This window comes from Bathymodiolus heckerae thiotrophic gill symbiont (genome assembly GCF_900128515.1).
Lineage (GTDB): Bacteria > Pseudomonadota > Gammaproteobacteria > PS1 > Pseudothioglobaceae > Thioglobus_A.
This window is the reverse complement of the sequence record NZ_FQTP01000016.1, coordinates 15,369-28,192: the sequence shown is the minus strand read 5'-3', so window position 1 is coordinate 28,192 and position 12,824 is coordinate 15,369. Positions and strand designations below refer to the sequence as shown.

At 39.0% G+C, this 12,824-nt stretch carries 12 protein-coding genes; 10 read left to right on the top strand and 2 right to left on the bottom strand.

What is annotated here, in order from left to right; genetic code table 11:
* The first annotated feature begins 141 nt into the window (after positions 1–141).
* From carA to greA, 4 genes are read left to right on the top strand one after another with little or no spacing between them, the layout of a single operon-like run.
* Complete coding sequence (gene carA / locus BTHERMOSOX_RS03570) at positions 142–1,308, top strand: glutamine-hydrolyzing carbamoyl-phosphate synthase small subunit (protein WP_138119496.1); 1,167 nt, start codon at positions 142–144, stop codon at positions 1,306–1,308.
* Positions 1,308–1,994, top strand: a complete 687-nt coding sequence (locus tag BTHERMOSOX_RS03565; RefSeq protein WP_138119494.1) for an MlaA family lipoprotein — start codon at positions 1,308–1,310, stop codon at positions 1,992–1,994. The genes carA and BTHERMOSOX_RS03565 overlap by 1 nt, the downstream gene beginning before the upstream one ends.
* A 20-nt stretch (positions 1,995–2,014) precedes the next feature.
* Positions 2,015–5,224, top strand: a complete 3,210-nt coding sequence (gene carB / locus BTHERMOSOX_RS03560; protein WP_138119492.1) for a carbamoyl-phosphate synthase large subunit — start codon at positions 2,015–2,017, stop codon at positions 5,222–5,224.
* Positions 5,225–5,233: 9 nt separating this feature from the next.
* Positions 5,234–5,710, top strand: coding sequence for a transcription elongation factor GreA (gene greA, locus BTHERMOSOX_RS03555; RefSeq protein WP_138119490.1), 477 nt, complete (start codon positions 5,234–5,236; stop codon positions 5,708–5,710).
* A 429-nt stretch (positions 5,711–6,139) separates the two neighbouring features.
* Here greA and xerD read toward each other — a convergent pair whose 3' ends face one another.
* Positions 6,140–7,024: a site-specific tyrosine recombinase XerD gene (gene xerD, locus BTHERMOSOX_RS03550; protein WP_138119487.1), complete on the bottom strand. Its 885-nt coding sequence runs from the start codon at positions 7,022–7,024 to the stop codon at positions 6,140–6,142.
* Positions 7,025–7,087: 63 nt separating this feature from the next.
* Positions 7,088–7,438: a 50S ribosomal protein L19 gene (gene rplS / locus BTHERMOSOX_RS03545; protein ID WP_138119485.1), complete on the bottom strand. Its 351-nt coding sequence runs from the start codon at positions 7,436–7,438 to the stop codon at positions 7,088–7,090.
* Positions 7,439–7,617: 179 nt separating this feature from the next.
* On the opposite strand from rplS, the gene BTHERMOSOX_RS03540 reads away from it, so the two are divergent.
* From BTHERMOSOX_RS03540 to tusB, 6 genes are all read left to right on the top strand, one after another.
* Entirely contained in the window at positions 7,618–9,051 is a 1,434-nt protein-coding gene (locus BTHERMOSOX_RS03540; RefSeq protein WP_138119483.1) for a glutamate synthase subunit beta, read from the top strand.
* 179 nt (positions 9,052–9,230) lie between these two features.
* Positions 9,231–10,535: a dissimilatory-type sulfite reductase subunit alpha gene (gene dsrA / locus BTHERMOSOX_RS03535; RefSeq protein WP_138119481.1), complete on the top strand. Its 1,305-nt coding sequence runs from the start codon at positions 9,231–9,233 to the stop codon at positions 10,533–10,535.
* Between the two features lie 69 nt (positions 10,536–10,604).
* Positions 10,605–11,678, top strand: a complete 1,074-nt coding sequence (dsrB, locus tag BTHERMOSOX_RS03530; protein ID WP_138119479.1) for a dissimilatory-type sulfite reductase subunit beta — start codon at positions 10,605–10,607, stop codon at positions 11,676–11,678.
* A gap of 12 nt (positions 11,679–11,690) precedes the next feature.
* The gene (gene tusD / locus BTHERMOSOX_RS03525) at positions 11,691–12,092 is read left to right on the top strand and encodes a sulfurtransferase complex subunit TusD (protein ID WP_138119477.1); all 402 of its coding nucleotides are present in this window, start codon (positions 11,691–11,693) and stop codon (positions 12,090–12,092) included.
* Position 12,093: 1 nt separating this feature from the next.
* Entirely contained in the window at positions 12,094–12,501 is a 408-nt protein-coding gene (gene tusC / locus BTHERMOSOX_RS03520) for a sulfurtransferase complex subunit TusC (RefSeq protein WP_138119475.1), read from the top strand.
* A gap of 12 nt (positions 12,502–12,513) precedes the next feature.
* Complete coding sequence (tusB, locus tag BTHERMOSOX_RS03515) at positions 12,514–12,810, top strand: sulfurtransferase complex subunit TusB (protein ID WP_138119473.1); 297 nt, start codon at positions 12,514–12,516, stop codon at positions 12,808–12,810.
* Positions 12,811–12,824 lie beyond the last annotated feature (14 nt).

Below are 12,824 nucleotides of genomic sequence, written 5' to 3'. Positions count from 1 at the left end.
ATACTAAAAAGAGTGCATGATTTGTGAATCTGATTTACGTGTTGTCTTCATTTGAATCTCCTTATGTTTTTATTATAAGAAAGTTCTACTTTTACTGAGTGTTAATTTTTGGGAGGATTACATTCAGCAGTGCGGGACAATATGGTAAAATTCTCGAAGTTTTTCATTCAGGAGTGTCCGGTGTCACAAGTTGCTTTATTAGCTATATTAGTTTTGGAAGATGGAACTATTTTTCGCGGAAAATCTATAGGTAGTACAGGTGAAACACTCGGTGAGGTAGTTTTCAATACCTCGATGACTGGATACCAAGAAATCCTAACTGATCCTTCATACACGCAACAAATCGTTGCGCTAACTTACCCTCATATTGGTAGCACTGGTACCAACGTAATAGATGAAGAATCTTCTAAAGTTTATGCAGCAGGATTGATTATTCGTGATTTGCCATTGCTGCATAGCAATTGGCGCAATACAATGCCTTTGGATGAATATTTGCAAACCAATAATATTGTTGCAATTAGTGATATTGATACTCGTGCACTAACACGACATTTGCGTGAAAATGGTTCTCTTAAGGGTTACATTGTTTCTGGTGATAAGATCGATGAAGCTGCAGCCATTGCTAAGGCGCAATCTTTTGCTGGTTTAAAAAATATGGATCTGGCTAAAGTGGTTTCTACTACCAAGCAGTATACATTTAACAAAGGCTCTTATTTTTTAGAAACGGGTGAATTTTCTAATTTAGAAGCTAAGTTTAAAGTGGTTGTGTATGATTACGGCGTTAAGACAAATATTTTAAGAATGTTGGTGGATCGTGGTTGTGATTTAACTGTGGTTAATGCACAAACTCCAGTTGCTGACGTATTGGCAATGAATCCAAATGGCGTGTTCTTATCTAATGGCCCAGGTGATCCTGAGCCGTGTGATTACGCCATCGCTAATATTAAAATTCTATTGGAAAAAGACATGCCAATTTTTGGTATTTGTTTGGGTCATCAATTATTAGCATTGGCTAGTGGCGCAAAGACTGAAAAAATGAAATTTGGTCATCATGGTGCCAATCATCCTGTGCAAGATTTAGATAGTATGAAAGTAATGATCACTTCTCAAAATCATGGTTTTTCGGTAGCTGAAGAAACCATACCAGAAAATCTTGAAGTAACACACCGCTCTTTATTTGACAATACTATTCAAGGTGTGCGCGTTAAAGGTAAAAAAGCCTTTAGTTTTCAGGGGCATCCAGAAGCCTCGCCAGGCCCTCACGATGTGAGCGGTTTGTTTGATACTTTTATTAAGGAGATGAGCTAATGAAACAATTATTAACTAGTTTTCTATTGTTAATATCTAGTACTTTTGCTGTAGCGGAAGATATCGATCCATTTGAGGATGTCAATAGAGTTATTTATAATTTTAATGAAACTATTGATGACAATCTTTTAGAGCCAGCTTCCCGTGCATATAAAGACAATATTCCAAATTTTGCACAAAGTCGAGTGAGTGATTTTTTTGGCAATTTGGTTGATGTGACAACCTTAGCAAATCAAATAATGCAGTTCAAACCCATTGAAAGTGTTGAAACATTGGGGCGCATTCTAATTAATTCTACTATTGGGCTGGGTGGCTTGTTTGATGTAGCATCAGATATTGACTTAACCACTGATGATGAGGATTTCGGCCAAACCATGGCTGTTTGGGGTGTTGAAGAAGGTCCTTATATCGTTTTACCATTATTAGGCCCATCCACTACTAGAGACGGTGTCGGTTTATATGTTGATACTAGCTCTGATGTCAATATGATTAATAAAATGGATGATATCAGTTTTATTACCGCTAACAGTGTGAATGTTATTGAAAAACGCACTGAGCTATTACCCGTAACTGATTTATTATCTCAATCAGACGATCCATATATTACGATGCGCTCGTCTTATTTACAAAAAAGAAATTACGACGTTTATGATGGCAACTTGCCAGTTAGTGACGACGACTTCTAACCCTGATTAATTAAAAACCTATGCCAAAAAGACAAGACCTTAAAAGTATTTTAATCATCGGCGCTGGGCCGATTGTAATCGGACAAGCTTGTGAATTTGATTATTCTGGCGCTCAAGCTTGCAAGGCATTACGTGAAGAGGGTTATCGCGTTATTCTGGTTAACTCCAATCCAGCGACGATTATGACTGATCCGCAAATGGCAGATGCAACCTACATTGAGCCGATTGAATGGCGTACAGTTGAGAAAATTATTGAAATTGAAAAGCCTGATGCTTTATTGCCAACAATGGGCGGCCAAACGGCGCTTAACTGTGCGCTTGATTTAGAACGCCATGGCGTACTTGAAAAGTATGATGTTGAGATGATTGGTGCTAGAAAAAAAGCAATTGACAAAGCCGAAGATCGTGATCTATTCCGAGAAGCTATGCTAAAAATTGGCTTAGATATGCCTAAAGCAGCTGTTGCACATACGCTAGAAGAAGCATTCGCTGTACAAGAAACAGTTGGTTATCCAACGGTTATTCGTCCATCATTCACTATGGGTGGTTCAGGTGGTGGTATCGCTTTTAACAAAGAAGAGTTTATTGAAATTTGTGAGCGTGGTTTGGATCTTTCGCCTACTAATGAGTTATTAGTTGAAGAATCGATTCTAGGCTGGAAAGAGTTCGAGATGGAAGTAGTTCGTGATACAAAAGATAATTGTATTATCATTTGTTCGATCGAAAATTTTGATCCAATGGGTGTTCATACTGGCGACTCTATTACGGTAGCCCCTGCACAAACGCTAACTGATAAAGAATACCAAGTGATGCGTAATGCTTCATTGGCTGTATTGCGTGAAATTGGTGTTGATACGGGTGGCTCGAACGTGCAGTTTGCTGTTAATCCTGAAAATGGCCGTTTGACCATTATTGAGATGAATCCTCGTGTTTCTCGTTCATCAGCTTTAGCGTCAAAAGCAACAGGTTTTCCGATCGCTAGAGTTGCTGCAAAATTAGCGGTAGGCTATACATTAGACGAGCTTGGTAATGACATTACCGGTGGAAAAACACCCGCTTCGTTTGAACCAAGCATCGATTATGTTGTTACAAAAATTCCACGCTTTGCCTTTGAAAAATTTCCAAAAGCAGATGATCGTCTAACCACGCAAATGAAATCAGTGGGCGAAGTAATGGCTATGGGTTCAACTTTTCAAGAATCATTACAAAAGGCTTTAAGAGGTCTAGAGACTGATAAAGTTGGCTTAGATCCAATTGTAGATTTGAGCGCTGATGATGCACGTAATAAAATTCGCTCAGAATGTATTACTGCACGTGGCGAACGTATTTTCTATGTAGCGGATGCCTTTAGATTGGGCATGACATTAGATGAAGTATTTGATTTATCTAAAATTGATCCATGGTTTTTAGCGCAAATTGAAGATATCGTCTCAAGCGAGGCGCAAATTAATGGCACCAGTATTTCAGATATTAATGCCGATACTATGTTTGGATTGAAGCGCAAAGGTTTTTCTGATGCACGTTTGGCTCAGTTGTGTGGCTGTAGTGAATCATCGGTGCGTGAACGACGTAAGGTATTAAACATTAAACCAGTCTTTAAGCGTGTTGATAGTTGTGCTGCAGAATTTGATACACAAACTGCTTATTTATTCTCAACCTATCAGCAGCAATGTGAAGCCAATCCAACCAGTAACAAGAAGATTATGATTCTTGGTGGTGGCCCAAATAGAATTGGACAAGGTATTGAGTTTGATTATTGCTGTGTACATGCTTCCCTTGCACTACGTGAAGATGGTTTTGAGACTATTATGGTTAACTGTAATCCTGAAACTGTTTCAACAGACTACGATGTTTCGGATCGCTTATATTTTGAACCAGTCACCTTGGAAGATGTTTTGGCGGTGATTGATGTTGAAAATCCAGATGGTATTATTGTACATTACGGTGGTCAGACGCCACTTAAGCTAGCTGAAGCATTAGAAAAGAGCGGTGCCAAGATTATTGGTACTAGTCCTGATGCAATTGACCTGGCTGAAGATCGCGAACGTTTTTCTGCTTTATTGCAAGAGCTAGACCTTAAGCAACCGCACAATGGCACAGCTCGTTCATTAGAACAAGCAAGAGATATTGCTGATGCAATTGGTTTTCCGTTAGTGGTTCGTCCTTCGTATGTACTTGGTGGTCGTGCAATGGAAATCGTTTACGATAAAGATTCTCTAGATCATTATATGCATACTGCTGTTCAAGTATCAAATGACTCGCCGGTCTTATTAGATTCGTTCCTAGATCATGCCATTGAAGTTGATATCGATGTGATTTGTGATGGTGAAGATGTGGTGATTGGCGGTATTATGCAACATATTGAGCAAGCTGGCATTCACTCAGGTGACTCTGCTTGTTCATTACCACCTTACTCTTTATCTGATGAAGTGCTAGATAAAATGCGTGAACAAGTGGTTGCTATGGCAAAAGCACTAAATGTAGTTGGCTTGATGAATACACAATTAGCCTACCAAGATGGTGAGATATACGTAATTGAGGTTAATCCTCGTGCATCGCGCACCGTGCCATTTGTCTCTAAAGCCATTAGTGCACCACTCGCTAGCATTGCTGCGCGTGTGATGTCAGGTAAAACCCTTAAGGATCTAAACTTCACTAAAGAAATTATTCCAAAGCATTATAGTGTTAAAGAAGCAGTATTCCCGTTTAATAAATTCTTAGGCGTAGATCCAATTTTAGGCCCAGAAATGCGCTCAACTGGCGAAGTAATGGGTATTGGTGATGATTTTGCTTCAGCTTTTGATAAAGCACAATTGGCGGCTGGATCACGTGCGCCAGAGAGCGGAACTGTATTTGTGAGTCTTAGACGATTAGATCGTGATGATCTAGTTGATCTTGGTAAAAAATTATCAAAACAAGGTTTTGGCTTGGTTGCAACTCGTAGCAATAGGGAAACACTGATTGAGGCTGGCTTAGAATGTGAAATGGTTAACAAGGTTTCTGAAGGCTCTCCACATATCGTTGATATGATTAAAAATGATACAATTGATCTTATTATTAACTCTACCGAAGACACCCAGGGTGTTGAAGATGCGGCTGCCATTCGTTGTCAGGCGTTGGTGCATAAAGTGCCATTTACAACGACAGTTGCCGCTGCTTTTGCGATGCTTGACGGCTTAAAGACTCATGAGCAAATTACCGTAAGAACGGTTCAATCTTTAAACCAATAGGACATTAACATGCAAAGTATTCCAATGACAGTGTCAGGTGTAAAAGCATTAGAGACTGAGCTTTTAAGGCTTAAAGATGTTGAGCGACCGCGTATTGTAGAAGATATCGCTACCGCTCGTGCACATGGTGATTTAAAAGAAAATGCTGAATATCATGCGGCTAAGGAAGAGCAAAGCTTTTGTGAAGGTCGTATTAAAGAAATCGAATCTAAATTATCACACATGCAAGTGATTGATGTCTCACGACTAACTCAAGATGGTCGTTGTGTTTTTGGCACCACAATCACCTTGATGAATGTCGAAGATGATAGTGAAATTACTTATCAAATTGTTGGTGAGGATGAAGCAGATATCGGTTTAAATAAAATTTCATGTCACTCGCCTATTGCTTCAGCACTTATGGGTAATGAAGAGGGTGATGAAGTAACTGTTAAAGCCCCTAGAGGCGATATTGTTTATGAAATACTTGAAGTTCAGTATTTGTAATTCTTTCTGCATTTTTCTTTGTTAGAATTTTTTGACTTTTAGTTATGTGCTACTTGCACACTCCTATTAAGTAAATAAACTCTGTCTCGAAAAATACTAAAAATAATTACAGTTTTGGTAAAAATCCTTGTAAGTCACTACAAAGTGAAAATTTCTGAAATTTTAGAAAATAAGCCAATAAAAGATGATATTTACCCTAAAAGTACATAAAAATCGTTAAATTTCAGTTTATTTAACTAAAATTTGTTATTTTCTCAATTGATTTCAATAAATCCTGATATTTTAAGGTTGTTTCATATTGGGTTTTAGCGAATATTTTTTTCAAATACAAGGCGCGCGACAGATTGAGCGAAGGAGTATAGATAAAACTATACGACTAAGTGACAGATAAGTACAACACAGTAGCTGGTAAAAAAGATGAGGCTAAAACTAGCCACGCGGGTGGTGTTTTGCATGCTGAGACTTGAGCTGTGTATTTTGAATGTGCGTATAAATCTGCGTGGTGGAAATATCACTATGCCCAAGCATCAGCTGAACACTGCGCAAGTCCGCGCCACGTTGAACAAGATGTGTGGCAAAGGCGTGGCGTAATGAGTGTGGTGATAGCGGCTTGTTTATGCCAGCCTTAAGTGCGTAAGCTTTAATAATATAAAAGAAATTCTGCCTGCTCATTGGCGAGCCACGATTGCTTAAAAAGTAACCGTTTATTTGACCTTGTTTAAGTAGAAAAGGACGTGCGTTTTTTTCATAAATCTCTAAATATTCGATCGCCATTTCTCCTAGCGGTAGTAATCTTTCTTTACCACCCTTGCCAATGATTCGAATATATTCTTCATTGGTGTTAAGGTGCGTTAGTTGTAAATTGATTAGCTCGCTAACTCGTAAGCCACACGAATATAAAAGTTCAAGCATGGCTCGATCTCTCATGCCAAATAGAGTTTTACTGTCGGGTGCATCGAGTAGATTTTCTACTTCGTTAACATCTAAAAAAACCGGTAATTTTCGTTGTTGTTTGGGATGGTGTAATTTCCCCGTTGGATTGATACTAATGCTACCTTGGGTTAACAGGTATTGAAAGAAAATACGAAAGCAGGCGAGTGTTCGTGCTTGAGTGGCACTACTAAATTTATTTTCTTGTCTGTATGAAAAATATTGATTAATCAATTGATCGTCAATTCTTGTTAAAGGGGTGTTGATCCATTTTGAAAATAAATTTAAATCAGAACGATAGGCGTCCAGAGTATTTTTACTAGCACCAGAAGAAAGCCAGTAATGATCTAAGAATTGTTCAATAAGTGTTGTATTATTTTCCATGGTTAAATTTTAGACAAAAAAATACCGACTAACAGTCGGTATTTATAAAGAATTAAGCTTAGATTATCTCTTAGCCAATTTCTCTTTAATTCTTGCTTTCTTACCAGTAAGCTCGCGTAAGTAGTATAACTTCGCTTGACGAACCTTACCACGACGCTTCACTTCAACAGAATCAATCATTTTAGAATGTGTTTGAAAAACTCTTTCAACGCCTTCACCATGAGAAATTTTTCTTACTGTGAATGCTGAGCCGATACCACGGTTCTTCTTAGCGATAACAACACCTTCGAATGCTTGTAATCTTTCACGATCGCCTTCACGTACTTTTACTTGTACAATAATAGTATCGCCAGCAGAAAAATCTGGAATATCGCTTCTTAGTTGTTCGCTTTCAATTTGATCAATTAAATTCATTTGAACTTATCCTTAAATATTTGACTCTTAAAAAAGGGCAATTATACCGTTAAACAAACCAGCAAACAAGCAAACTATTGACTCTTTTTGAAGTCGCAACTTAATAGTGGATATGGCGCTTTATTTAGGGTTTGGATAGGGTGTATAATGATGCGCTTTAGTTTTAAAACGTTTGAGAGATGGGAAAGGTAACTGGATTTAAAGAGTTTGATCGAAAGACAGAGGCGTATCGCCCTGTTGAATTACGACTTAAAGACTATGGTGAAATTTTTACTGGTTCTCATGATGAGGCGCAATTACAAGAACAAGGTGCACGATGCATGGATTGTGGCGTGCCATTTTGCCAATCAGACGATGGCTGCCCAGTTAACAACTTAATTCCTGAATGGAATGATTTGGTTTATAACGACAAATGGCAAGAAGCATTAACACGACTTCTTAAGACCAATAATTTCCCTGAATTTACCGGCCGAGTGTGCCCTGCACCTTGCGAAGGCTCGTGTGTTTTGGGCGTGAACAACCCAGCGGTAACCATTAAAAATATTGAACAAGCCATTATTGATAAGGGTTTTGAGCAAGGCTGGATTAAACCAGCCACCGTTGAATACAGAACGGGTAAGAAGATTGCTGTTATTGGCTCGGGTCCTGCAGGATTGGCAGCGGCAGATGAGCTTAACAAATTAGGTCATGGCGTTACCGTATTTGAGCGCGATGATCGTATTGGTGGTTTGCTAATGTATGGCATCCCAAATATGAAACTCGGCAAAGATGTGGTTGATCGTCGTGTTGATTTAATGAAAGACAGTGGAATTGAATTTATTGCCAATGTTAATGTTGGTAAAGATATTACAACTGAAGCCTTACAAAAAGATTTTGATGCAATTATCTTTACTACAGGTGCGAGTGAAGCTAGAGATTTACCCGTTGAAAATCGTGATGCAAATGGTGTGCATTTGGCAATGAAATATTTAACCATGAGCACTAAGAGTTTGTTAGATACAGGTCGTGGCGATATGTCCGAATTAACCGCCAAAGATAAAGATGTGATTGTTATTGGTGGTGGCGATACAGGCACAGATTGTATTGGTACAGCGATTCGTCAAGGTGCTAAATCAGTCACTAACTTTGAGTTAATGAGTCAACCACCAGTTGAACGCGCTGATAATAATCCATGGCCACTTTGGCCGTTGATTTATCGTGTGGACTATGGACACGCTGAAGCACAATCTGTGTTTGGTGAAGATCCAAGGCAGTACCAATTAATGACTAAGTCATTTATTAAAGACGAGCAAGGTAATTTAACTGGATTAAATACAATTAATGTTGAATTTAACAATGGTCAATTATCTGAAATCACAGGCACTGAAAAAACTTGGAACACGCAACTTGTCTTGTTATCAATGGGTTTTGTTTCACCCGAACATTACTTAAGTAATGATGCCAATATTGAACTTGATGGTCGTGGAAATTATCAGGCTGAATATGGTCAATACCAAACGTCACAAGACGGAATTTTTACCGCAGGTGATTGTCGTCGTGGTCAATCATTAGTGGTTTGGGCTATTAATGAAGGTCGTGGTGTGGCACAACGTGTTAATGAGTATTTAAGTTAAAAATCTAGTAGCTAACACACTCTTTTTACTCTAAAAAAATCATTTATACCTCCTAAGGGATAGGTAGTAATATCACTATAAAACAGTGATATTTACTTGCATTTAAGTATAATTTGTCCCGTTCACATCCAGAAAGTAAATAACTTTTTGGATTTATTAAATACATCGGAGAGATAAAAATGGCAAGAGAGCTATATAACACACCCAACCTTGATGAGTTGGAAAAAGGCCCATGGCCTTCGTTTGTTACTGGACTTAAACGTCTAGCTAACGATACACACGAAGGTGCTGACATGGCACGCGACGTACTAGGTACACTTGAAACATCTTACGTAACTAAAAAAGGTTACTGGAAAGGTGGAACAGTGGGTGTTATCGGTTACGGTGGCGGTATTATTCCTCGTTTCAACGAGTTAAAAGACGACAACGGCGATTACAAATTCCCTGCAGCAGGTGAGTTTCATACATTACGCATTCAACCACCAGCAGGTATGCATTACACATCAACGTTATTACGTGATATGTGTGATATGTTTGTTGATAACGGTGGTTCTGGCTTAATCGCATTCCACGGTCAGTCGGGTGATATCATGTTGCAAGGTGCAACTGAAGAAACTACTCAGAAGATTTTTAACACATTCAATGACTACGGTTTTGATTTAGGTGGTGCTGGTCCAGCGGTACGTACAGGTATGTCTTGTGTTGGTGCTTCACGTTGTGAAATGTCAAACGTTAATGAGCAAGCGGTTTTACGTACATTAGTAAACGCGTTCCTTGATGACATGCACAGACCTGCATTACCATATAAAATGAAATTTAAAGTTTCTGGTTGTGCTAACGACTGTATGAATACAGTACAGCGTGCTGATTTTGCAACGATTGGTACTTGGAGAGATGATATTAAAATCAACCAAGACTTATTCAAAGCAATGGTTGCTGACAAAGGTACTCAATACGTAGTTGACAATATCACTTCTCGTTGTCCTACTAGCTGTATGACATTAAACGAAGATACTTCGTTAACAATCGATAACAAAAACTGTGTGAAGTGTATGCATTGTTTAAATGTTACTTCTCCATTAACTCACAAGTACATTGCACAAGGCGATGTAGAGCCTATCCTAGCTACTGGCGACGATAAAGGTGTAATGATTATTATGGGCGGTAAGCGTACATTGAAGATTGGTGACTTATTCGGTTCAGTAATCGTTCCGTTCATGAAGATGGACACAGCTGACGATTTAGAAGCAATTGAAGATCTTGCTGGTGAAGTCGTTGATTTCTTTGCTGAGAATGCATTAGAGCACGAAAGAACGGGTGAAATGATTGAGCGTATTGGTGTTGTTAACTTCCTTGAAGGTATTGGTATCAATGTTGATCCAAACATGATTAACTCTACTCGTACATCTTCTTACGTTCGTATGGACGATTGGGATGAAGAGGCAGTTAAATGGTTTGAGAATAAAGCTGAAGCTAACGCTTAGTATTTAAAAAAAACATTAAATTTTTAGGGTAATAAAAGTTGCCCAACATTAATAAACAGGAGAAATAATATGGCTGAAGCACCAAGAATGCCAATCGAATCTGGTTGTCCAGATCCTATTCAATACATGCACCCAACTATGCGCCGTAACTACGGCCAATGGGCATACCATGACCGTCCTCAACCTGGCGTACTGCACCATACATCTAAGAACAATGAAGAAATCTTTACGGTTCGTTGTGGTACAGCTCGTCAAATGGATGTTTACACAATTAAGAAATTAGCAGATATTGCTGATGAGTATGCGGATGGTTTCGTTCGCTTTACTATGCGCTCGAATGTTGAATTTATGGTTGCAGATGGCTCTAAAGTAGATGCGCTAGTTGCAGCATTGACTGAAGCGGGTTTCCCAGTGGGTGGTACTGGTCCATCAGTAACAATGATTTCACACACTCAGGGTTGGTTACATTGTGACATCCCGGGTACTGACGCATCAGGTGTTGTTAAATCACTAATGGATGAGTTGCACGAAGAGTTTACTCGTGAAGAAATGCCTAACCGTGTTCACATGACAACTTCATGTTGTCAAATTAACTGCGGTGGTCAGGGTGATATCGCACTTAACATTCAACATACTAAGCCGCCTAAGATTAACCACGATCTAGTATCTATGGTTTGTGAGCGTCCTACAGTTGTTGCTCGTTGTCCAGTTGCTGCGATTCGTCCTGCAATGGTTAACGGCAAACCTACTTTGGAAGTTGATGAGAAAAAATGTATCTGTTGTGGTGCATGTTTCCCACCTTGTCCTCCAATGCAGATTAACGATCCTGAAAACTCTAAGATCGCTTTATGGATCGGTGGTAAGAACTCAAATGCACGCTCTAAGCCTTCATTCCATAAGTTAGTTGCTTCTAACCTGCCTAACAATCCGCCAAGATGGCCGGAAGTTGGTGCGGTTGTTAAGAACATCTTAGCTGTATATAAAGATGATGCACGTGACTGGGAAAGAGTTGGCGAGTGGGTTGACCGTATCGGTTGGCCAGCATTCTTTGAGAAGACAGGCCTACCGTTCACTAAATTCCATATCAATGATTGGAAAGGTGCACGTCACGAGCTCAACTCTTCTGCACATATCCGTTTCTAAGGTTAACTAGATATGAAGTTTGCTATTCAAGTTAACGAAGGTCCGTACCAGCACCAAGCGTCTGATACGGCTTTTCAATTCGCTAAGGCAGCGATTGAAAATGGACATGAGATTATGCGTGTATTTTTCTACCATGATGGTGTGAATAATGCATCTAGCTTTACTTTGCCACCACAAGATGATCGCCATGTTGTCAACAACTGGGCTTCTTTAGATATTAAAGATGCTGACGGCAATCCTGAATTAGTAGTTTGTGTGGCTGCTGCACTTCGTCGAGGTATGCTTGACGAGTCAGAGGCAACTAAGAACTCTATCGAGGGTAATAATCTGCATCCTGCATTTCGTATTTCTGGCTTAGGTCAGTTAATCGAAGCAGGTATTCAAAGTGATCGTTTAGTGGTATTTGGAGATTAAGATGGCTATTACAAAGAAATTTATGTATTTAAATCGCCGATCTTCATTTGGCACCGTTTATGCAATCGAATCATTAGAAGTAGTGTTAATCGCTGCTGCTTTTGAGCAAGATGTATCTTTAGCTTTTATCGATGATGGTGTTTATCAAATCGTTGAAGGTCAAAATACTGATGGCATTGGCATGAAAAACTTTTCTAAAACTTTTCACGCACTGGGTGATTACGATATCAACAAGCTTTATATTTCTAAAGAATCTTTAGAAGAAAGAGGCTTGTCTGAGTCTGACATTATGCCGCTAGTGTATGAAGATGAAGATGACGACTGGGCAGAGAAATCTTCTATCAAAGTTGTTTCTAATGATGAACTTAAAGCAATTATGTCTGAACAAGACGTTTGCTTGAGTTTCTAAGAGAGGTTTAATATGTTACATACAGTAAATAAATCATCTTTCGAGCGTAACTCATTACAGTCTTGTATAAATATTATTGACGATACCAGCGTTATTTTATTTATTGAAGACGGTGTGATTAATGCAGCGAATAATTCAAAATCATCAATGATTGCAGATCTTGCGGCTCAAGGCCGTGTATTTGCACTTCAGGGTGATGTTGAAGCGAGAGGAATTTCTTCAAAGCTTGCGGACAATATCAAATTGGTTGATTACGCAGGTTTTGTTGATTTAGTTGTTGAACATGGAACTGCGGTTTCTTGGGTTTAACTATAATTTTTATA

Coding starts and splice junctions, on each gene's coding strand:
- carA (WP_138119496.1), top strand. CDS start 142: ATGGTAAAATTCTCGAAGTTTTTCATTCAGGAGTGTCCGGTGTCACAA.
- BTHERMOSOX_RS03565 (WP_138119494.1), top strand. CDS start 1,308: ATGAAACAATTATTAACTAGTTTTCTATTGTTAATATCTAGTACTTTT.
- carB (WP_138119492.1), top strand. CDS start 2,015: ATGCCAAAAAGACAAGACCTTAAAAGTATTTTAATCATCGGCGCTGGG.
- greA (WP_138119490.1), top strand. CDS start 5,234: ATGCAAAGTATTCCAATGACAGTGTCAGGTGTAAAAGCATTAGAGACT.
- xerD (WP_138119487.1), bottom strand. CDS start 7,024: ATGGAAAATAATACAACACTTATTGAACAATTCTTAGATCATTACTGG.
- rplS (WP_138119485.1), bottom strand. CDS start 7,438: ATGAATTTAATTGATCAAATTGAAAGCGAACAACTAAGAAGCGATATT.
- BTHERMOSOX_RS03540 (WP_138119483.1), top strand. CDS start 7,618: ATGGGAAAGGTAACTGGATTTAAAGAGTTTGATCGAAAGACAGAGGCG.
- dsrA (WP_138119481.1), top strand. CDS start 9,231: ATGGCAAGAGAGCTATATAACACACCCAACCTTGATGAGTTGGAAAAA.
- dsrB (WP_138119479.1), top strand. CDS start 10,605: ATGGCTGAAGCACCAAGAATGCCAATCGAATCTGGTTGTCCAGATCCT.
- tusD (WP_138119477.1), top strand. CDS start 11,691: ATGAAGTTTGCTATTCAAGTTAACGAAGGTCCGTACCAGCACCAAGCG.
- tusC (WP_138119475.1), top strand. CDS start 12,094: ATGGCTATTACAAAGAAATTTATGTATTTAAATCGCCGATCTTCATTT.
- tusB (WP_138119473.1), top strand. CDS start 12,514: ATGTTACATACAGTAAATAAATCATCTTTCGAGCGTAACTCATTACAG.